Raw genomic sequence first — 20,954 nt, 5'->3', positions numbered from 1 at the left:
GGGAGGTGTTCGGATAAAGTCGATAATCAAGGTTTCTTAATTGATTGCCTGGTATCTTCTTAAAGACTTGAAATCCCCTCAAAAACCCGATATAATGGGTTTACAGATATTTAAGTATCTGATTAATAAAGTAATTAAATACTTTACCAAATTTTGGGTCTCGACTTCTTTAATTGATTGGTGGTAATCAATTAAGGCTCGCAGTTAAAGTTTCTCAGGCTTTAACTGGTCGTGGCTCTTTTTTTGTATTCTTTATTCAGTTCGTTGTTTCGTTATATCTAGTATATCGCTTTTTGTCTACAAAATTGTATACAAAAAGAGAAGCCGCCTCATGGAGCTCATCGCTCGATGTTGCCCCGATCGGGATGGCTACATCATTTACCACGCCCTTGTCCCTCCTACGCGCAAGGTGCTCAGGGAAATCGGAATCGATCGATAGGAGGCACTATGGACGCCAAGCAGCTCGAAAAGATGATGGGGTTTGCTCCCGGTGAGCTAGAAAAAGCCGCAGCGGCATACGAAAAAGATGAGTGGCCAAAGGGCCACACCGTCAAGTTGGGAAGGCCGCCGATTTCCGATGAACCAAGCGTTGTTTTATCGGCACGTGTGGGTGAATCGGTTCTTGAAGCATTTGACGCAAAGGCAAAGCGTCATGGGCAGACACGCGCAGAGCGGCTCAGGGAGCTCATTACCCTTGACGCAAGGATTGCCTAGTCCCCCGCCGAACCCAAACGTGTATGTCAGCATCCAAAGTCGACTTTTTTCGACATCTTTGGGTGCTGACGTACAGCTTTTGCAACATAGTCGCTGGGGACGCACTTAAATGAGTAGTCGTTAAAGAACGTCCCCAATGACTAGCTAGCCGTGGAAGCGGGCTATGGGTGCAAGTGGCTGCTCGCGAAAGACGCGCTCGACGGCGGCGCGATATTCGTCGACCTTTTTGGTCTTGCGTACGATCTTGTGAACGGTAACAGGATCGGCGAAGGCGCACTTGGCGTAGAACCACCACTCCTTCATGCGAAAGACCGCATTGCCGCCAATCTCTTCCGCATATGCCGCAAACATCGTGTCGTGGAAACGCTGCAGCTCAGCAGCCGTTGCAGCAGGGCCGCCCTTGACCATGCGAGCCAGCGCGGGGTTCGCGAGGAGGCCGCGCCCCAACATTATGTGGCGCGTTCCGGGATAGGCCTCCACCAGCGCGTCCATGCCCTCAAGATCAAAAATGTCACCGTTATAGGCCACGGGAAACGGCGCCCGCTCCAGCGTCTCGCCATAAAACTCTTTGCGCGGCGAGCCCGTATAGCGGTCCTTTTGTACGCGCGGATGCACGATTAGTTCTGCCAACGGCATGCGGCAATACAGATCGAGCACGCGCTCGTATTCGTCGTCACTCTCCAGCCCCAGCCTGGTCTTGACCGACACCGGCAACGGCGACCGCCCGCACACATCGTTCAAGAACACCTCGAGCTCGTCGAGATTGCGCAAGAAACCCGAACCCTTGCCCTTGGCGACAACCGTTCCCGAAGGACAACCCAAGTTGAGATTGACCTCGCGATAACCCATGTCGGCGAGCACCTGTGCCGCCCACACAAACTCGTCCGCGTTCTTGGACATCAGCTGAGGTACTACGTTAAGCCCCTGGTTATTGGCAGGATCGACCTCTTTAAACGCCTTGCCACCAAAGCGGTTGCCCACCCGCGGCGGCGGCAAAAACGGCGTGTAATAACAATCGAGCGCGCCAAAGCACTCCGCATGCACGCGACGGAACACATGCCCGGTAATCCCCTCCATGGGGGCCAGCGATAAATTCATCAACATCCACTCTCAAATCAATGTGAGAAAGGGACTGTCCCTTTGTCACATCCCATTCAAGCGGTTCAGGAACTCTTCGCAGGCGCGAGAACGCAGGCGATATTTTTTCCACACCAGATACGATGCAATGGTGAAGGGGCAAAAGGGCAGTCCCTTTGCCCCAAGTGCCGGCTACCGGACGCAAGCTAGTTGCCGTTCGCGAACGCCGCCCATATTTCGAGGTCTAATACTTTTCCCGAGAAGTGAACGGCTGTATTTGGACCCCCGAAGCATTGACATTTTTAGGCGTCAAAACCGCAGGATTTGACCGGCAAAACCGCAGGAAATTGCACGCCAAAAGTGTCGATGCTTCGGGAGTCCGTTTTCACTCGTTCACTTCTCGGGAAAAGTATTAGACCTCGATTCCGCAGTCCCCGATGTGACAAAGGAACAGTCCATTTGTCACATTCAGAATTGACCCCCCCCCGCAATAGCTCATCGATGGCGGGATTCTCTATACTGGGTCACATATGACGGTATCGCGCCAAAGGAGAACGCCGTGACCACCTCGCAGATATCCCTGCTCGTGCTCATCTTGGTTGGGGGCATCGGCATCCTGCTTATCGGAGTGAGCGCGCTCATGAAAGCCGTCGCTCGCAAGAACGCCAAGGCCTGTACCGCCGTGACCATGGGAACGGTCATCGACCATCGCTTTATGGGCGAAGGCAGGATGTATCCCGTTTTGGAATACACCGTCGACGGCACGCAATACCGCGCGAAAAAACAATTCCGTGGCATAAAGACCAAAAGCTTGTCGGGACTCCCCATCCGCACGCAAGCCACCGCCTACGAAGACGCCAAGGGCTGGCTGCACGTGCAGACAGGCCCCATCGCCCGCCTAGGCACCCTCGCGGAGCAGCTTTGGCCCCTCGGTAGCCAAATGACCGTGTACTACAACCCCAGCAACCCAGACAAAAGCTATGTCGAACGCCCCATCGTGGGCAACTTTGCCACACTGATGTTTAACATCGCAGGCTTCTTGCTCATCGCGATGAGCATCTTGCTCTATGTTCTTATCCAGCGCTAGCTCAAACTGATGCGCCCCGCGCCCCATGCGCCGCAACGACCGTTACGACACCAAGGACCAGCCATGGCAACAATTTCCGAACAAGAACGCAAGCGTATCCAGCGATACTGCATCTATCCCAAGATTGCCGGTGCAGCGCTTGCCATGGCGTTCGTGCTGCCTTTTTTGATCATTCCCTTCGAAATGATCGACGATATCGTCTTCCATCACGAAGGCTTCCAAGAGACGGGCATGATGACCGCCTTGGCGCTCACTGCCATCGAGCTCGTCATATTCTGCTACTGCGCGCTCGCGCCGCGCTTTGGCATGCGCGGCAAGCAGTGGAAGGAAATGCAGCACCGACTCGTCGTCGAGCAGACCGAGAAAGACCGCTCGGCACAAATCGCAGGCGTTATCGGTACGCAGGCTGCCGCGCGCCTGCTTAAGAACAGCGATAACGCGACCGTGCGCAACCTGGGCGGCGCGGCAGAAGTCGCCGCTGCCGTAGGCGCCGTCGCCACCGCAGCGGACGTACTTACCGAAAGCTATGCCAACGCAAAGGCCATGGCGGAGGCCTATAGCGTGCCTATCCCCCGTGCAAAAAAGTGGATCATCGCACTTGTGGCGCTGCCCCTCGCAATCGTGTGCGGTGCTTATATCCCGCAGCTGGCACAGGGAAACATCGAGATGCAGGAGAATGCCGCGGCCGCGGCCGAGCAGATCGCCATCGCCCGCAAGACGCTAGAGCCCGCATGCGAGTACGTGTCCGCCGATGACCCCTACGAGCGATATCAAGATTACGGCTATCATGTCCGCGGCTATCTGCACGAAGGCGACTCCGACGCCCAGAAGACCTATACGTATCTGGACTTTGACAACAAGGGAACGCTCAAGGAAGTGAGTTACATAGCAGAGATCGACCCCGACGCGAGCCTTGAGGACAACCTCGCCCGCATCGAGCTCGACTTGGACGAACTTTCCTCTGTCGTCCAAACCGTAGACGTCAAGACCATGAGTCCCGAGCTCCTAGCACCGCAAAAGCTCCCCGAAGAGTTTAGGCAGGCTTTTTTGAACGGTTCGCTCTACGAGAGAATCTCCATCAGGACGAGTGACAACCCCATCAAAACGTACTATTCGTTTGACACGGAGCCCGAGGACGAGTTTGACGAGTACACCCATCCAAGCATCCGTATCACGTTGGTGGGCAAAACGAGCTAGGCGCCCAATGTGACAAAGGGACTGTCCCTTTGTCACATTCCATGAAAAAGGGCACCGGCGTTAGCCGATGCCCTAAAGCTGCTGCAGATTAACTCCTACAGCGTATGACTAAGACGAATCGAACTATTCGTCCCAAGAGAGGCTCTTACCAGTCTTCTTTGCCAGCAGCAAGAACAGACCGATGATGACGTTGCATGCAATACAGAAGATGAAAACGCCCTGGAAGGAGCCGACAAGCTCGTATACCTTCATCATGACGGGCATGCCAAAGGCGCCGACGATATAGCCCACGGAGCAGATGAGCGCGAAGATGCGACCAAAGTCACGGGAGCCAAAGACGTCCATCACCAAAACGGTCAGAGCGGTGCCGGCGATGACGTACATGACGTCGTTAACACCGGCAGCAAGAATGCTGAGCGTCGAGTTGCCGCTGCTCATCATGAGCATGACAAAGGAGAGAATCGAGACGGCGAGCCAGCTCAGAATGGCCTTGGTGCTGCCAAACTTATCGCAAGTGGTACCGACGATCGGGTTGAGGAACAGGTCGAACAGCGATGCGGCGGAAACCATGAAGCCACCCACCATGGGGCTAAAGCCGACCTCGGCGGCATAGGTGGGGAACAGCTGGTTCATGCAGCAAGTAAGCTGAACGAGGCAGAGGAAGCCGATGCAGAAAAAGAATGCAGGCGACTTAATAGCGCGTGCGTAGCTAACGCCACGTGCACTATCCTCGGTCGTCTCCTCGGTCTCGGCGACCGTCTCGCCTTCGACATAGCCATAGGGCAGCATGCCCTTGTCCTGGGGCTTATAGCGGATAATCAGGATGGAAGCGGGAAGAATGAGCACGGCGGAGACGCCAGCGAGCACCAGATAACCAGTCCTCCAGCCAGCAGCCTCAATGACAGAGGTGATGACGGGACTCATGATGAGCATGTAAATCGAGTTCACTGCCCAAGCGAGACCAATTGCCAGGCCGCCAGATTTTTTGAACCACTGGTCAATAACATCGGACATGGCGACGCCGGTAGTGAAGGCGAAGCAAACGCCAATCAAAGCACCAGCTGCGATGAACATCCAGACTTCGGTGTAGAAGGCCATGCCTGCGCCAGCGGCGAGCAGAATAAGCTCGACGACGGGGAGCCAAAACTTGCCAACAACCTTGGGGATGAGTTTTCCGACAAACGGAAGAGCCGCTGCAAGACCAATGAGCGTTGCAGTGAAGTAATACGAGAAGATGGAGTAGTCAAATCCGAACTCCTCGCACACGGGCGCGACGAAGGAGCCAGCGATTACGCTATAGGATCCGGTCGTACCGGCAGACATGAGGCCGAGCGCGATCACGAGAACCCATGCGTAAACCTTGCTGCTCTTTAACTTTGCATTTTCCATTGATACAGCTCCTAGAGACCCAGAAGGGCGCACATAACGGCCTTAATGGTGTGCTGACGGTTCTCTGCCTCACGGAAGATGACCGACGCGTTGGCCTCAAAGCACTCGTCCGCAATCTCAAAGCCCTCGGTGATGATTTCACGATGCAGGTCGTTCTTGCACTGGTCGAGCAACATCTTGCCAACGCGGTGATTTGCGTTGTGAACAGAGGGGAGCTCGTGCATGCAGAAGATGTCGGGGTTGTTGGTGCGCTTGCACAGCTCACTGGTGACGCGATAGGGGTACAGGGACTCGGCGTCGCCAAGCCAAGAGTTGTAGTCGTCGGGGTCCAGAACCTCGTCGCCGCACTCGGGGTTGATGTAGCGCCACTCCTCGGTAACGATTACGTCGACACCGTCCAGAGCATCAAGGTCAGAGGTGATGGTGAAGGTCCTGTTAGGCGCGTACTTGGCGTAGCAGGCCTCAACCTCCTCGATCATTTCCTTGCACATCTGGTGACGGAGGTCGTCGGGGCCGATGGCGAGGAAGTCCATGTCGAGCATCGCGCACAGACGGCCATACCACACGGGGGCGCCGGCGCAGTTGCCAACGAAGGCCATCTTCTTGCCACGGCTCGTGCGCAGACCACCCCACTGCTCCTCCATCGTGAGAGCGTCAGCGAGCATCTGGGTCGGGTGATCGCCGAGGGTGAGGGCATTGATGACTGGAATATCGACCAAGTCGGCGACATCATAGAGGAACTGCTCGTCCTTTTGTGCACGATAGACAATGAGATCATACATGCCGTTGAAGACGCGCATGGCATCCTCGATGGTCTCGCAATCGCCCATGTGGGAGTTGGTCAGATAGGTGAAGCCCATGCCCAGGTCGTTGCAAGAGGTCTCAAAGGCGCAACGAGTGCGGGTCGAGCCCCACTCAAAGTTGGCGAGAACGTTCTTGCCGGGGAAGTAGCGCTGGTCGACACCGGACTTTTTCTGGGCCTTGAGGTTCCAGGCAAGATCGATGAGGTAACGGAAATCCTCAGAGGAAAGATCGTGGATGTTGAGGTAGTCGCGACCGCGAAGGCTGTTGTTCATGCCTATTTCCTTTCAATTGTTTGATGGGTAAGTGTCGAATGCGCCCCCGAGGGAAACACGGATATCCCTCGGGGACTGTAAATGTGGCGCTTGGATCAGGCAGCGCAAGTTTAAGAACTTGCTAGCAGCTGGCGGCCACGTCCTTGGTCCAGCAGTGCACGCCGCCGCCGGACAGGTTAAGCGCGAGAGAGTCGATCATGATGACCTTGCGATCGGGGAAGCAGCTCTCAAGAACCGCCTTGGCCTGCTCGTCCTTCTCCTTCACGACTTCGCTCATGCCTTCGTGGTAATAACGCTGGCCAAGAACGACGCCGTTGCAGATGAGGAAGTTGCAGTAGCTTGCTGCGGCATAAAAGTGAACGGGGCCTTCGGGCCAAGGGGTGCCATCCATGAACTTGCCGCCCATTTCGTCGATGAAGCCCTTATACAGCTCGTAGTCCTCGTCGCCGGGGGCGATGACAACCTCGATCGGCTCGGCAGTGGGCATGCGGACGATTTCGAAGGGCTTGCCCTCCCAGTCCGTCTCGGCGCGTAGAATCTCGTAGGCGGCGTCGATGCGACGACGCGATTCCGCGCCCGCCTTGCTCGAGGCGGCCTCCTCATCGGATACCTCGGCAAGAAGAATCTTGTTCGGGGTGATAAAGCGGCACATCTCATCGATGTGGGCGGCGAAGCTCATGCCGAAGACAGGAGTTCCATCTTCCTTCTCGTCGAGGATGCCCAGTCGATAGTCGTCGTCCTCAAGCATAGGCTGCGGCAGCCAGATAACCTTGTTGAGGTTGTAGATGCGCTTGTACTCGGCCTCCACTTCCTCTTTTGAGAACTCGGGATTGCGCTTGCGGCATTCCGTGTCCTCGATGGCGATCAGGGTGCCGTGACCGTCAAACTCGCGGTCGCCGCCCTCCGAAACCATTTCGGAATTGACGATATCGAAGCACCCGAGCGCAACCGCCATGTGAACAGCTGCCCTGCGTGCGGACTGGCACTCTGGGGAGTTCTTGTCCCACACGCCATAATAGGTCCAAGCGGGGTTGACCATATAGGAATGGCCTTCGTCGTCGACCATGATGCTGGGGCCGTTGTCGCGAACGTAGAAGTTGGAGTCTTCGAACTGCGTAATCTGGATACGGTCGAGATCCACCCCTTCTTCTTTAAGGCGCGAGCAGGCTTCCTCGTAGGAGCCGGGGGTGCCACAGTTGAGGTTGACCGTAACATCGCCATACTCAAGCAAAGCTTTAATTACGTCAACGCAGGGCTGGCGATTATCGAAGCCCTCTGCGCGAATGTAATCGGGAAGCCATGTCACATAGACGTTGGAGCGCTTCTCAAACTCGCCCGGCATACGATAGTTCTCGTACATGGTTGGTCCTTCCGTCGGGTTTCCCGCAATGCTGTCCGGCCGCGACAATAGCGGGGTTACACCAGCTATAGTACTACTATACCTACCGTTCGGTAGGTGTTTTTGTATAATTGCCATTCGCCTGTCGATACCTACCGTTCACCGTTTATAGTGGTCGTGTTTGGACACGAATTGATGTTCCGTTGCCATTCTTAATAATGTTGGCAATGCGGAAGTGATTTGCAATGGAGAAGTGAAGCGTGAGCACAAAGGGAAAAATATTGGACGCAATGTATGATCTTGTGGCAGAAGTCGGTTACGACAAGGCGTCCATTGGAAAAATCTGCGACCGTGTCGGTATATCCAAGCCATCGGTGTACTACTACTTTCCCTCTAAAGAGGATATTTTCACCACGCTCTTAGATAGTATGTTTCCGACTATCGACTATCAGCGCGACTACTCGCTAATAGTCGATAGGGACGGATTCAAGGCGGCGCTTATCGAGCTCGGCAATTCGGTTATAGGTGGCTATCGTAGTGATGAAAAGCGCCGTCGCGTGCTGGCCGAGGTCAGTATTCAGGCAAATCGAATCCCTGCAGTTCAGGAACGTCAGGCAACGGCGATCAACCGAACTATGGACGCGCTTAAAGACATCCTTCTCCATGGCCTAGAAATTGGCGCGTTTTCCGATGAAACAGACGTCATGCTGTACGTGCAGATTCTTTACACCGTACTTGAGGGAGCGAGCAATACCGTTGCCCAAGATGAAGACATCGATGAAAAGGCTGTTTGGGCAGGGATCGTCGAACTCATGTTTAAATAGGCGCGTAATAACAGAGGCACCTTGGCAAGCGCGATGCGACGACTTGCGGGGTCGCGGAATGGTTCGAAACCCGTGTTCGCGATGATTGCAAAAGTTGTTGAATAGAAATTGGGGCCGATTCCAGCTATGTTGGAATCGGCCCCAATTTCGTTTTAACTTGCGGAGACAAATGACAGGGCTGAAGGGCAGTTCGTTGGTCAGGTTATTTCGCGGTAGTCTTATTGAGGAGACCGGAAACTAAAGCAAATGTCGCAATCAGAAGGTTGCAGATGATACAGAAGACGAATACTCCTTGGAAAGACCCTGCCATACCGTAAACCTTCATCATGACTGGCATTCCGAAAGCTCCGACAACATAGCCCGCTGAGCAAATAATCGAATAGATCCTTCCAAAATCGCGTGATCCGAAGAGCGAGAGGAGAATCATCGGCATTGCAGTTCCAACGATGGCGAACATGACGTCGTTTACGCCGGCCGCGATGATGGAAACGGTCTCGTTGCTTCCGCCAAAGATGAGAAGTAGGAATGAAAGAATGCTGACTCCCGTCCATGCGACCGTTGCTTTAATAGCACCGAGCTTGTCGCATGTTTTGCCTACGAAGGGATTTAGGAAAATATCGGAGAGCGAGGCCGCCGAAACCATTAGGCTTCCCACGATGGGATTGAAGCCGACCTCGCTTGCATAGGTCGGGAACAGCTGGTTCATGCAGCAGGTGAGTTGCGCCACGCAGAGCAGAAGGGCACAGAGAATAAAAGATGGCGTTTTCGCGGCATCGCGGAGCGCCATGCCCGAAGAGACATCTTCCTTTTCATCGGCGCTGTAGCTCTCATGGGTTTCGGAGGTAGTCTCTCCGTACGGAAGCATATTGCGATCAGGAGGCTTAAGGCGAATGATAAATGCGCTTGTGGGCAATATCATGGCTGCAGAAACGGCCGCAAGTACGATGTAACCCGTACGCCAGCCTTGCTGCTCGATGACCAGTGTAATGACAGGACTCAATAGCAGCGTGCAGAGAGAATTAACGCCCCACGCAAGGCCGATGGCAAGACCAGACGATTTACTGAACCATTGGTCAATGACATCGGACATGCAGACACCCGTTGTGAACGAAAAGCAGATGCCGATCACTGCGGCGGAGACGATGAACATCCAGACCTCGGTGTAGAACGCCATTGCGGCGCCGGCGGCAATAAGGACGAGTTCAACGCAAATATGCCATGGTTTGCCGATTACTTTTGGAATGAAACGACTCAAAAGCGGAAGCCCAAGCGCAAGGCCAAGAAGAATCGCGGTGAAATAGAAAGAGAAAGAAGTGTAGTCAAAGCCCAGGTCTTCACATACAGGAGCGATGAATGAGCCGGCAATGATGCTGTAGGTGCCGGTTGTTCCCGCAGACATTAAACCGAGCGCAATAACGACAATCCAAGCAAATGCGCCGCTCTCACGGGGGCGGTCCTTTTCGGCTGGTGCGATGAGAGTCATGGTTACTCCGTTTCTATCGGCAATGCAACCTATATGCCTACCGATAGGTATATAAAGATGGAGATTCTTCGTCAAGTGTTAAGCGGGGAGCGGGGACCCTTAACGTGCCGAACGGTAATTGGGCCCCCAATGTGACAAAGGGACTGCCCCTTTGTCACATTATTCGGAACGCAGGGCTTCCACAGGGTCTTTCTTGGATGCGCTGCGAGCCGGCAGCAGGCCGGCAACAACCGTCAGCAACACAGAAATTGCAATGAGCATCAGCGCATCCTGCACGGGCAGGCTCATCAGATTGGGTACCTGTTTGGCCGCAAGCGCCCAGGCATTAACCGGAAAGCTCACGGCCACCACGACGACAATAGCAAAGACGCCGGCAATGAGACCTTCGATAAAGGTCTCGGCATTGAATACGTTGGCCACGTTACGCTTCGACGCGCCGATCGCGCGTAGGATGCCAATCTCCTTTTTGCGCTCCAGTACGCTGATGTAGGTGATGATGCCGATCATGATGGAGCTCACGACCAGGCTGATGCTCACGAATGCGATGAGCACCAAGCTGATGGTGTTCACGATGTCGGTCACCGAACCCATGATGATGCCCATGTAGTCGGTGTACGAGATTGCCTGCTCGTCGTGGCCAGCAGCTTTGACCTGCTTGTTGTACGCATCGATGTGATCGAGCACGCGCTCCTTGGCCTCAAAGTCGCGCGGGAAAATCTTGACCGAAATGGGGTCCGCCTCGTCCGCATAGCCCAACGTGGTCAGATTGTTGTCGTAGGTGAGCTTCGACGCCTTGGCATAGCTCATCATGAGCGAGCTCAGGTCCTCGGCGTCCATGTTGAAGTGGATGGCACGAGCAAAGGCGCCCGCATCCACGCGCATGGCGCTCGCCAGGTTGGCAAAACTCGAAGACATCTGCGTCGCCATTTGGTCCATGAGCCCTGCCGCGCCCGACTTGAGCTGGGACGATACGGTCGTCGCAATCTGTTCGCTAATTGTCTTCATCACCTGATCCATAGCCTGCTGCAGATACGGAGCCAGCTGCTTTTGTACATAGTCGGTCATCGCCTGCTGCAGGCGCTCGGCCAGGGCATCGCCGCCGAGCGCTTTGAGCTGGGCCAGGATTTGCTGGGCTGCGGCATCATGCTCAAGATACGCCGAGAATGCGGCAGCAAGCTTTGACGCATCCTTAAGATCTTCGGGTGACAGCGCCTTAAACTGATCAGAGCGCATAAAGCCCTCAAACAGCTGGTTGGCAAGTGCTCCCACCTGCTGCATTTGCTCAGGCGTGAGCTCAAGACCATCAAAGATGCCCGAGAAATCTGGGGCCGGCGCTTTGGCCATGATGTCACTAAAGTCGATGTCCCTCCCAACACCCGAAAGGTCAATGTCCAGCCCGGACAAGTCGAGACCAGAAAGGTCCATACCGCCGGCTGCGCCCGAGAGCGCAGACGTATCGAGTGAGAACGCGCTCTTCAGTGCCGCCTCGTCTACGCTGAACATACCGCCCAAATCCACGCCCTGCTTGGCTTCGCCCTGCAGCTCGTCGAAGGTTTTGCCCGTAAAGACATCCGTCTCGGGGTGGGCAAGCTGCTCCTGCACAATCTGCGAATCGGCAGCACGCTCCATAAGCTGGCGAGTCAGCGCATGCGTATAGACAATGCCCGGGGACAATGCGCTCGCGTTTGCCGTCTCGTTGGGTCGCACCACGCCCACAATGCGCGCGTCAATACCGTCGGCAACCTTGGCTTTCATAAAGTCGGCGTCGCCAGACATGTCAGTCCACATGCCGGTCTCTTCGTTTTTGCGATAGGCATCGGCCGGCGACAACACCTTAAACGTCGTGGACAGTGCATCGTCGTAGGTAAAGTCGCTGCCGGTCTTGGGCGTCTTGACCTTGCCGTCGGCCGTCATGGCACTGTTAACCAGGTCGTTGAGCTCATCGATATCCAGCGCGCCGATACTGTAGAGCGTGTAGTCGCCCACCGTTCCGCGGCTCGAAAGCACCATCACGGCCTCGTTGGCGGACGTAGGCCAATGGCCGGCAACGACATCGTACTGGCTGTCGAGCAGGCTCTGGTCGTCAATCATCTCGTTGAAGACCGACGTTCCCATAGATTCCATGCTCACCGTTGCCGCCGAGCTCGCGCCCCCGCTCATGGCCTCAGTCATAGCGTTGGGCACCAGCCGGACAGGCTTCCCATCGCCATTCCCGGCACGATAGACAACCGGCGTCACGCCATAGCCGTACTGGATGGCATTGACCTCTTTATCGATGCCATCGCCACCGGCATCGAGCCATGCCTTAAAGCTCGTCATGTCGTTGGACTTAACGCTCGCAAACATATCCTTTACGGCCGTGACCACGGGGATCTTATCGGTTCCCTTAGCTTTGCCACCGGTAGCGTCATCGGACGAGCCCTCGCCCTTGGACGCCTCCTCATCGGTAGCCCCATGCCCGCCCATCATGGATGACAGGTCGTAATCTTGTTTGGAAATCGTGAGCGGGTAGCTCGAGAGCGTGTCCTCCTCGACCTTTTTGATGTAGCCGTTTACGCCGTTGGACAGCGCCAGAATCGCTGCGATGCCAATAATGCCAATCGAACCTGCAAAGGCAGTCATGGCCGTACGGCCCTTCTTGGTCATGAGGTTTCGGGCAGAAAGCCCCAGCGCCGTCACAAAGCTCATCGAGGTTTTGCGCGTGGGCTTGGCCTCGCGACGCGCGGCCTCGGCAGCATCAAAGGGATCTGAATCGTCGGTGATCTTGCCGTCCGCCAGGGTGACGATGCGCGTGGCGTACCTGTATGCCAACTCGGGATTGTGCGTGACCATGATGACCAGACGATCGCGCGCAACGTCCTTGAGCAAATCCATAACCTGCACGGATGTCGTTGAGTCCAAGGCGCCGGTCGGCTCGTCAGCCAGCACGATTTCGGGGTCGTTGATCAAGGCGCGGGCAATGGCTACGCGCTGCATCTGCCCGCCCGAAAGCTGGTTCGGGCGTTTGTCAACGTGCTCGCCCAGACCAACCGCCTCGAGCGCCTTACGCGCACGCTGGCGGCGCTCGGCATGTCCCACGCCCGTGAGTGTAAGCGCCAATTCCACGTTTTCCAAAATGGTCTGATGCGGAATGAGGTTGTAGCTCTGAAACACAAAGCCAATGCGATTGTTTCTGTAGGCATCCCAATCGCGGTCGCTGAAGTCCTTGGTCGAGATGCCATCGATCAGCAGGTCGCCGGAATCGAAATGGTCGAGTCCACCAATGACGTTGAGCATCGTAGTTTTACCCGAGCCCGAAGGACCCAGGATGGCTACAAACTCGTTATCGCGAAAAGACAGGCTTACGCTGTCGAGCGCTACCTGCGTAAACGACTGCGTAACGTACCTTTTGCAAATAACTCTGAGATCCAGCATGGACGGCAACCTCTCTCGCGCGGGCGCGCTCGCCCGCTCCCCCGCCGTTCACGTTCGGCGCGTTTGTCCTACTCTATCCTCATTTTTGGCCGATACCAGTGAGGAATGTAACGAACCGCGCCAAAAAACGAACGGGACAGCACGCCGCATGGCGCACCATCCCGCATATAACATCCCCGATGCGACAAAGAGGCTGTCACTTTGTCACATTCCAATGCGCGCTACTTTTCGAGCCCGCACGGCATAACGTTAGCGCTGCCGCGGCGAGCCTCAGTCACGGCTGCAAAGAAGCGATAGCCGCCCGAGAAGTTAAAGCACTCAAAGCCATGCTGCGCCAAAATACGGCAAGCAATGTAGCTGCGAATGCCGCTCTGGCAAATCACGTAGACCGGCTTGGCCCGGTCGAGCTCGCCCAGGCGATTGCGCAGATCATCGACGGGAATGTTTACGAAACCATCGATATGCCCGCGCTCATACTCCCCTTCCGTACGAACATCGAGCAGCTGCACGCTGCCATCGCGTGGCAAGTTGGGCTCATCCTCCCAATGCCACTGCGCCAGTATGCCGCGATTGAGGTTCTCGATCATAAAGCCCGCCATATTGACGGGATCCTTCGCCGATGAGTACGGCGGCGCGTATGCTAGGTCCAAATCCTTAAGCCTATCGCCGCGCATGCCTGCCTGGATGGCAGTCGCCAGAACGTCGATACACTTGTCCACACCATCGATGCCCACGATTTGCGCACCCAGCAGGCGCAATCCCTGCTTCTCGAAGATAACCTTCATGGTCATGGGCGTTGCACCCGGATAATAACCCGCATGCGAACCGGGCGACAGGACCACGCTGTCGCAGTCAATTCCCGCCGCGTGTGCTGCCTTTTCGGATAGTCCCGTGCTTGCCGCCGTCAAGTCGAATACCTTGATAATCGATGAGCCCAACGATCCGCGGTAGCAGCTGTCCATGCCGGCTATGACATCGGCAACGACACGCCCCTGCTTGTTGGCGGGGCCGGCGAGCGAAATGACCGCGTCCTCGCCGGTCACCTGATGCGTGACCTGCGCGGCATCGCCCACGGCATACACGTCGGCAGCAGAGGTCTCCATGCGGTCGTTGACCACAATAGCCCCCTTGATGCCCAGTTCGAGCCCCGCCTCTTGCGCCAGATGGCTCTCAGGTGCCACGCCAATGGCAAGCAGCACCATATCGGCTCCGATAGGGTCATCGCCCGCAACATGGGTGACAACGCGGCCATCAACTTCCTCAAAACCTGTCACATCGGCCTTGAGGCGCAGATCAATACCGTGCTCACGCACCTCGGTATGCAAAAGGGTCGCCATGTCGTAATCCAGGTTGTTCATAAGCTGGACGGGACGCTGCAGAAGGGTCACCTGGAGCCCTAGCTCGCACAGATTCTCCGCCGTCTCGACGCCAATGAAGCCGCCGCCGATCACGACGGCACTGCTCGGTCGCCGCTCTCGAACATAGCTGTGAATACGCAGCGTGTCCTCAACGGTGCGTAGGCTAAAGATTTTATCCGAGTCGATGCCCGGCAACGCAGGGCGAATCGGCTTTGCACCCGGCGACAGGATGAGCTTGTCATACGTCTCGACAAATTCCTCGCCCGTCAGCATATTGCGAACCTCAACCGTATGCGAATCGGGATGGATGGCAAACACCTCGTGACTCGTCTTGACCGCAATGCGAAAACGATCCCAAAAGCCCTTGGGAGACTGCAGCGTCAATGCACTCTCTTCTTCTATCACGCCGCCAATGTAGTACGGAAGCCCACAGTTGGCATACGATACAAAACCCGTGCGCTCAAAGATGACAATTTGGGCCTGCTCGTCGAGCCTGCGCAAACGTGCCGCCGCCGATGCGCCGCCCGCGACGCCTCCAACGATAACCACCTTCATAGCTAACGCACCACCTTTCCCGTATAGCCGCTTATGCCGCCGATATTCTTGACACTGCCATACCCAGAACGCTTAAGAAAACTCACAGCTTGGTTGCTTCGCGCACCACTCAGGCAATGCACGAAAAGCTGCGTGCCCTTTCGACGTATACCCATGATGCTACCCCGAAGCAGAAAAAAGAGTCGCTGTTTCCAGCGACTCCCCTTCAGTTGTCTGTCCCACGGACTTACTGTTCGCTCTTCGCGAGTGCCTGATCGATCAGTTTGTTGAGCGCCTCGCACTGCTCAGCGGAGTTGATGCCGCCCATGATCGGCTCTCCCACAATGTTACCGTTCTGGTCGATCACGTAGGTGGTCGGGAACGAGTACAGGTTGGAGGTGAACTTTCCGGCCTCGCTGTCCGACTTAAACCAGATGTTCTTATACGTTACGCCCTTCTTGGAAAGCACGTCCTTGGCATCGGCCACCTCGTCTTTGTTGCCATCGAGCGTAAAGGAATTAACGCCCACGACCTGGCCGCCCTTCTCGGCAAGCTCCTTGTTGAGCTTCTCCAGATCGCCCAGCTCTCCCACGCACGGCTTGCAGGTGGTAAACCAGAAGTTCATGACGGTGACCTTGTTCTTGGAGAACAGCTCGTCGCTGTTTACATCGCTGCCGTCCAAGTCCTTGCCCTTAAAGCTGGGGAACTTCGTCTCCCCGCTCTCGCCGTTGGTCATGCCCGCGGTCGAGGCATCGACGCTCTCTCCCTCGCCGGGCGTGCTGCCACATCCGGGGAACTCCTTCTCCAGCGCCATGAGCTTGTCCTCGATCTCCTTGACCTGCTGCGCGCCGGCCTTAAGCGTCTTAAGCTCGTCAGCCGCAAACTGATCCTTGGCGCCCTCGATGGTATCGAGCAAGAAGTCACCGTAGTTCTTGCCGTCCTCAATCATGGGAGTGTCTTTGTTGGCCGCAAGGAACACCTTTTCCCATAGGGCGTTATCGCTCGCAAAGATCTCGTTTTCCTTTTGCAGCAGCTGCTGGTACAGCTCGGCCGCCTCCTCGGCACTCGACGGCTTTTGCGCTATGAGCTCGGCAATCTGCGCATCGCCGCTCGTGGCATCCTTCGCGTCGCCCTTGGGGGCAGAGCACGCCGCGAGAGTCAGCGCCAGCACGGGCAGCATCAACAGAGCCGCAATTTTTGACAGTTTCATGGTTCCTCCGTTTATATCGAAACTTATATAGGTACCTATTTGTTTTCGCAGGCTTGCGTGGACTGCGCGGGTTTGTCGCCCGTCACACCCAGCCCATAGCGAAAGCTAATAGCATCGACGGGGCACGCGCCCACGCATTTGCCGCAACGAATGCATTCGGCATGGTTGGGCGTACGCGTAACGTCCACGTCCATTTGACACACCTTGGCGCACTTGCCGCACGAGACGCATTTGCACTGGTCAACCTGGATCCCCAGCAAAGACACCTTGTTCATGAGCGCATAAAACGCACCGAGGGGGCAAATCCATTTGCAGAAGGGGCGGTAGAACAGCACGCTCAGCACCGCAACCGCAATGAGGATCGCGAGCTTCCAGGTAAAGAGCTTTCCCAGCGCGGAGCGGATTCCCACGTTCATGATGGACAGCGGAATCGCGCCCTCGAGCACACCCTGCGGGCAGATGTACTTGCAAAAGAACGGGTCGCCCATACCCACATCGTTAACCACCAAGACGGGCAGCAGCACCACGGCAAACAGTAGCACGGCATACTTGATGTACGTGAGCGGCTTGAGCTTTTTCGTGGAGAGCTTTTTGCTGGGAATCTTATGCAGAAGCTCTTGCAGCCATCCAAACGGACACAAAAAGCCGCATACAAAACGTCCCAGTAGCACGCCGATCAGAATGAGCGTTCCGGTGACGTAATACGAAAAGCTGAACTTAGACGATCCCACCACCGACTGAAACGACCCGATGGGGCACGCACCCGAGGCCGCTGGACACGAGTAGCAGTTAAGCCCCGGCACGCAGACGGCTTTGCCGGCTCCCTGGTAGATACCGCCCTTGGCAAAGTTAGGCAGGTGAATATTGGTCGCAAGCGTCGCCGCCGCCTGAATCAATCCACGAAATCGCGCTAAAAGATGCGATGCAGTGTTTTTTCTTTTATCCAATTCCGATACACTCCAAGCACAGCCTGATTGCCTTGGCCAGCACGGCATCTGCCTCGCCGCGCATAATTCCAAAGCCAACCATGGCTACCCCAACGATCAGCAAAGCCACCTGCGCCACAGGCTTAATCGCTTTGAACAATCTGACCACTCCTTTCGTTTCGCGACCCATTGGACCATACCGACTATAAAATCCGTGTTAAGCGTGAATGACTATGCAAGGAGAACGTTATGCGCATCTTGGTCGTCGAGGACGAGCGGGCGCTGTGCGATGCGATCGCACGCAGCCTGCGCAACTTGGCCTATAGCGTCGACTGCTGCTACGACGGGCAGCAGGCCCTCGATCTGCTCGATGTCGAGACCTTTGATCTTGTCGTGCTCGACCTCAATCTCCCCCATGTCGACGGCATGACCGTGCTCAGGCAACTCAGAATTACCGATTGCGAGACCAAGGTGCTCGTGCTCTCGGCACGTGGCGAGGTCTCCGACAAGGTAGCGGGGCTCGATGCGGGCGCCAACGACTACCTCACCAAGCCGTTCCATCTTGACGAGCTGGCGGCACGCATACGCAGTCTCACGCTCAGGCGCTTTACGCAAAACGACGTTGTTCTAGCCTGTGGATTGTTGAGCTTTGACACCAAAGCGCGCCTCGCCTCCGTGGGCGGCGAGACCCTATCCCTCACGCGCAAGGAGACCGGCATCTTGGAATACCTGATGCTTAACCAGGGGCGGCCGGTGAGCCAGGAAGAGCTTATCGAGCATGTATGGGACAGCAGCGTCAACAGCTTTAGCAACGCGACCCGCGTGCACATCTCGTCGCTGCGCAAAAAGCTGCGCGGCGCGTTGGGGCACGACCCCATCCGCAACCGAATCGGCGAAGGCTACGTTATGGAGGACGGCAAATGAAGCGGCTGTCGCTGCAGTGGCGCATCACGTTGATGACGGCACTGCTGATATGTTCAACCTGCGTACTTATGAATTGCCTGGTTGGCTACTCCGGCATGCGCTACATGGACTCGATCGGCAATGAACTATCGGCGCACAGCAAGGTGGAGGCGGCCTCGCCCAGCTCATTTGACCCGACAAACAAAGAGCTCGACGACGCGCTGACCATCGTCGTGAACGACGCCCAAGAATCGTTTGGCGCGACGAGCTGGTATATAACTGCAGCGGTGACGCTGCTCGGCGGCGTGCTGGCCTACTTTGTGAGCGGACATGCGCTGCGGCCGTTGCGCTTCTTTGCGACGCAAGTCGAGAGCGTGCGGCCCGACAACCTCGCCGACACAAAAATCAGCGAGGACGTGCCCTCTGAACTCAGGCGCTGCAGCGCGTCGTTTAACGACATGATTACCCGCCTTGACGAGGGATTTTCCGCACAAAGACAGTTTACGGGCAATGCGGCGCACGAACTGCGCACGCCGCTTGCGCTCATGCAGGCCCAGGTTGAGCTGTTTTGCGCCGAGCACCCCGACGTCGACGCCGATACAGCGAGCCTGCTCGGGCTGCTGCAGGAGCAGACCGAGCGAATGACGCACATGACAAAGACCCTGCTCGAGATGAGCGAGCTGCGCAGTGTCCCTTGCAACGATGTGATTGACCTAGCGCCGATGATCGAAGAAGTGCTCACGGACCTGGCACCCCTTGCCGAGCAAAAAGACATCACGCTTACAAGTGAGGGCGACGCGCAAACGATCGGCAGCGACACGCTGATCTATCGGTTGCTGTTCAACTTGACCGAAAACGCCATACGCTATAGCGCGCCCAACTCGACCGTGCAAATCAACGCCTGCGCCGAAGGCGACCGCGTGCTGCTACGCGTGCGCGACCAGGGACCGGGCATTCCCGAGCAATACCAGACGAGCATCTTTCAGCCCTTCTTTCGCGTCGACAAATCGCGCAGCAGGGCATATGGCGGCGTGGGGCTGGGGCTTGCACTGGTCTGGGAGATTGCCGCACTCCACGGCGGCTCCATCGAGGTCGAAGAGAGCTCGGAGCGCGGAACGACCATGCTCGTGACTCTTCCCACTCGCGCACTCGGCTCATTAAAATAACGAACGGGATGGCACGCCGCGTGGCGTACCATCCCGCACATAATATCGAGGATGTGACAAAGGGACTGTCCCTTTGTCACATCTGCTAGTTCTCGTCGCCTACCAGCTGAGTTAGCTTACTCCCACTCGACCGTGCCAACGGGCTTCGGCGTGAGGTCGTAGCAAACGCGGCAAATACCGGGGACCTCGGCGGTCACGCGAGCGGTGATGCGCTTGAGCAACGCCCAGTCGAGCTCAGGCACCTCGGCGGTCATGACATCGACGGTGTTGATGCAGCGGATGATACAGGGCCAATCGTAGGCGCGCTTGCCCTCGCGCACGCCGGTGGCGCGGAAGTCGGGCACGACGGCAAAATACTGCCAGATGGTCAGACCCGCCTTGTCGATCTCCTCGCGCACGATCGCGTCGGCTTCGCGCAGCGCCTCAAGACGGTCGCGGGTGATGGCACCAAGGCAGCGGACGCCCAGGCCGGGACCGGGGAACGGCTGGCGCTCGACCATGTTCTCGGGCAGGCCGAGCTCGCGACCCACGACGCGGACCTCGTCCTTGTACAGCAGTTTGACGGGCTCGCAGAGCTCAAACTGCAGATCCTCGGGCAGACCGCCCACGTTGTGGTGAGCCTTCACGCCGTCTTGGGACTCAAGAATGTCGGGATAGATGGTGCCCTGGGCGAGGAAACTGACCTCGTCGCCAACCTTGCGGGCCTCCTCCTCGAACACGCGGATAAACTCGGCACCGATGATCTTGCGCTTGGCCTCGGGCTCCTCGACGTCCACGAGCTTATCCAGGAAGCGATCGGTCGCGTCCACATAGACCAGGTTAGCGTCCATCTGGTTCTTGAAGACGTCGATGACCTGTTCGCTCTCACCCTTGCGCATCAGGCCGTGGTTCACATGCACGCAAATGAGCTGCTTGCCGATGGCCTTGATGAGCAGGGCCGCGACAACCGAACTGTCGACGCCGCCGGAAAGAGCCAGCAGGACCTTCTTGTCGCCGATCTGCTCGCGGATTGCAGCGACCTGCTCATCGATGAACACCTGGGCAAGTTCGGGAGTGGTGATACGCACCATGTCGTCGGGACGCTTGTTGGGATCCATGCAGAGCTCCTTCTCGGTTCGATGGAAATGCGCCGCGCGTATGCAGACGCACCGTCATATGACCTCATTATATGCAGAACGAGATACGTTTCCCATCGCTGCGACAGAGCTTTTTGCAGGGGCGGCAGTTTTTCTATATCCCAAGGTCAGCTAGACTTCG

17 protein-coding genes are annotated in these 20,954 nt (G+C 56.5%); 6 read left to right on the top strand and 11 right to left on the bottom strand.

What is annotated here, in order from left to right; translation table 11 throughout:
* Positions 1–447: 447 nt before the first annotated feature.
* A complete protein-coding gene (locus tag DW913_RS07235) occupies positions 448–714 on the top strand; it encodes a ribbon-helix-helix protein, CopG family (RefSeq protein WP_117645840.1) in 267 nt (88 codons plus the stop codon).
* Between the two features lie 144 nt (positions 715–858).
* Here the strand turns inward: DW913_RS07235 and DW913_RS07230 are convergent, their stop codons facing one another.
* Positions 859–1,812 carry a tRNA-dihydrouridine synthase gene (locus tag DW913_RS07230; RefSeq protein ID WP_117798084.1) on the bottom strand — a complete coding sequence of 318 codons (954 nt, stop codon included), beginning with the start codon at positions 1,810–1,812 and terminating at the stop codon, positions 859–861.
* Between the two features lie 538 nt (positions 1,813–2,350).
* On the opposite strand from DW913_RS07230, the gene DW913_RS07220 reads away from it, so the two are divergent.
* Positions 2,351–2,878 (top strand): DUF3592 domain-containing protein, encoded by a 528-nt coding sequence (locus DW913_RS07220; RefSeq protein WP_117798079.1) that lies wholly within the window; start codon positions 2,351–2,353, stop codon positions 2,876–2,878.
* A 63-nt stretch (positions 2,879–2,941) separates the two neighbouring features.
* A complete protein-coding gene (locus DW913_RS07215; RefSeq protein WP_117798078.1) occupies positions 2,942–4,075 on the top strand; it encodes a hypothetical protein in 1,134 nt (377 codons plus the stop codon).
* 123 nt (positions 4,076–4,198) lie between these two features.
* Here the strand turns inward: DW913_RS07215 and DW913_RS07210 are convergent, their stop codons facing one another.
* The 3 genes from DW913_RS07210 to DW913_RS07200 all read right to left on the bottom strand — a co-directional run bounded on the left by DW913_RS07210 (position 4,199) and on the right by DW913_RS07200 (position 7,900).
* Complete coding sequence (locus tag DW913_RS07210; RefSeq protein ID WP_117635842.1) at positions 4,199–5,464, bottom strand: MFS transporter; 1,266 nt, start codon at positions 5,462–5,464, stop codon at positions 4,199–4,201.
* Between the two features lie 11 nt (positions 5,465–5,475).
* On the bottom strand, positions 5,476–6,540 hold the full coding sequence (locus DW913_RS07205; protein ID WP_117635843.1) for an ornithine carbamoyltransferase: 1,065 nt from the start codon (positions 6,538–6,540) through the stop codon (positions 5,476–5,478).
* Between the two features lie 121 nt (positions 6,541–6,661).
* Positions 6,662–7,900 carry an agmatine/peptidylarginine deiminase gene (locus DW913_RS07200; RefSeq protein ID WP_117778961.1) on the bottom strand — a complete coding sequence of 413 codons (1,239 nt, stop codon included), beginning with the start codon at positions 7,898–7,900 and terminating at the stop codon, positions 6,662–6,664.
* 239 nt (positions 7,901–8,139) lie between these two features.
* Between DW913_RS07200 and DW913_RS07195 the strand changes: the two genes are divergently transcribed.
* Complete coding sequence (locus tag DW913_RS07195) at positions 8,140–8,703, top strand: TetR/AcrR family transcriptional regulator (protein WP_117563584.1); 564 nt, start codon at positions 8,140–8,142, stop codon at positions 8,701–8,703.
* Between the two features lie 202 nt (positions 8,704–8,905).
* Here DW913_RS07195 and DW913_RS07190 read toward each other — a convergent pair whose 3' ends face one another.
* The 6 genes from DW913_RS07190 to DW913_RS07165 form a co-directional block, all read right to left on the bottom strand.
* On the bottom strand, positions 8,906–10,186 hold the full coding sequence (locus tag DW913_RS07190; protein ID WP_117798077.1) for an MFS transporter: 1,281 nt from the start codon (positions 10,184–10,186) through the stop codon (positions 8,906–8,908).
* A gap of 159 nt (positions 10,187–10,345) precedes the next feature.
* A complete protein-coding gene (locus tag DW913_RS07185; protein WP_117798076.1) occupies positions 10,346–13,600 on the bottom strand; it encodes an ABC transporter ATP-binding protein/permease in 3,255 nt (1,084 codons plus the stop codon).
* A 221-nt stretch (positions 13,601–13,821) separates the two neighbouring features.
* Positions 13,822–15,513 carry an FAD-dependent oxidoreductase gene (locus DW913_RS07180; RefSeq protein ID WP_117798075.1) on the bottom strand — a complete coding sequence of 564 codons (1,692 nt, stop codon included), beginning with the start codon at positions 15,511–15,513 and terminating at the stop codon, positions 13,822–13,824.
* 226 nt (positions 15,514–15,739) lie between these two features.
* A complete protein-coding gene (locus DW913_RS07175; RefSeq protein WP_117798074.1) occupies positions 15,740–16,702 on the bottom strand; it encodes a redoxin domain-containing protein in 963 nt (320 codons plus the stop codon).
* Positions 16,703–16,737: 35 nt separating this feature from the next.
* On the bottom strand, positions 16,738–17,649 hold the full coding sequence (locus tag DW913_RS07170; RefSeq protein WP_117563589.1) for a 4Fe-4S binding protein: 912 nt from the start codon (positions 17,647–17,649) through the stop codon (positions 16,738–16,740).
* Positions 17,642–17,788 (bottom strand): CD1871A family CXXC motif-containing protein, encoded by a 147-nt coding sequence (locus DW913_RS07165; RefSeq protein ID WP_197032826.1) that lies wholly within the window; start codon positions 17,786–17,788, stop codon positions 17,642–17,644. The genes DW913_RS07170 and DW913_RS07165 overlap by 8 nt, the downstream gene beginning before the upstream one ends.
* 89 nt (positions 17,789–17,877) lie before the next feature.
* Here DW913_RS07165 and DW913_RS07160 point away from each other — a divergent pair, with 89 nt between their 5' ends.
* Positions 17,878–18,552, top strand: a complete 675-nt coding sequence (locus DW913_RS07160; RefSeq protein ID WP_117758289.1) for a response regulator transcription factor — start codon at positions 17,878–17,880, stop codon at positions 18,550–18,552.
* Complete coding sequence (locus DW913_RS07155; protein WP_117798073.1) at positions 18,549–19,697, top strand: cell wall metabolism sensor histidine kinase WalK; 1,149 nt, start codon at positions 18,549–18,551, stop codon at positions 19,695–19,697. Before DW913_RS07160 ends, DW913_RS07155 begins: the two co-directional genes overlap by 4 nt.
* A 116-nt stretch (positions 19,698–19,813) precedes the next feature.
* On the opposite strand, the gene guaA is transcribed toward DW913_RS07155, so the two are convergent.
* Positions 19,814–20,794, bottom strand: a complete 981-nt coding sequence (gene guaA / locus DW913_RS07150) for a glutamine-hydrolyzing GMP synthase (RefSeq protein ID WP_117635851.1) — start codon at positions 20,792–20,794, stop codon at positions 19,814–19,816.
* Positions 20,795–20,954: the final 160 nt, after the last annotated feature.

It is taken from the genome of Collinsella sp. AM42-18AC, assembly GCF_003467965.1.
Taxonomy (GTDB): Bacteria; Actinomycetota; Coriobacteriia; order Coriobacteriales; family Coriobacteriaceae; genus Collinsella.
Note: the sequence above shows the minus strand (reverse complement) of the source record. Positions and strands in the feature narration are given on the sequence as shown.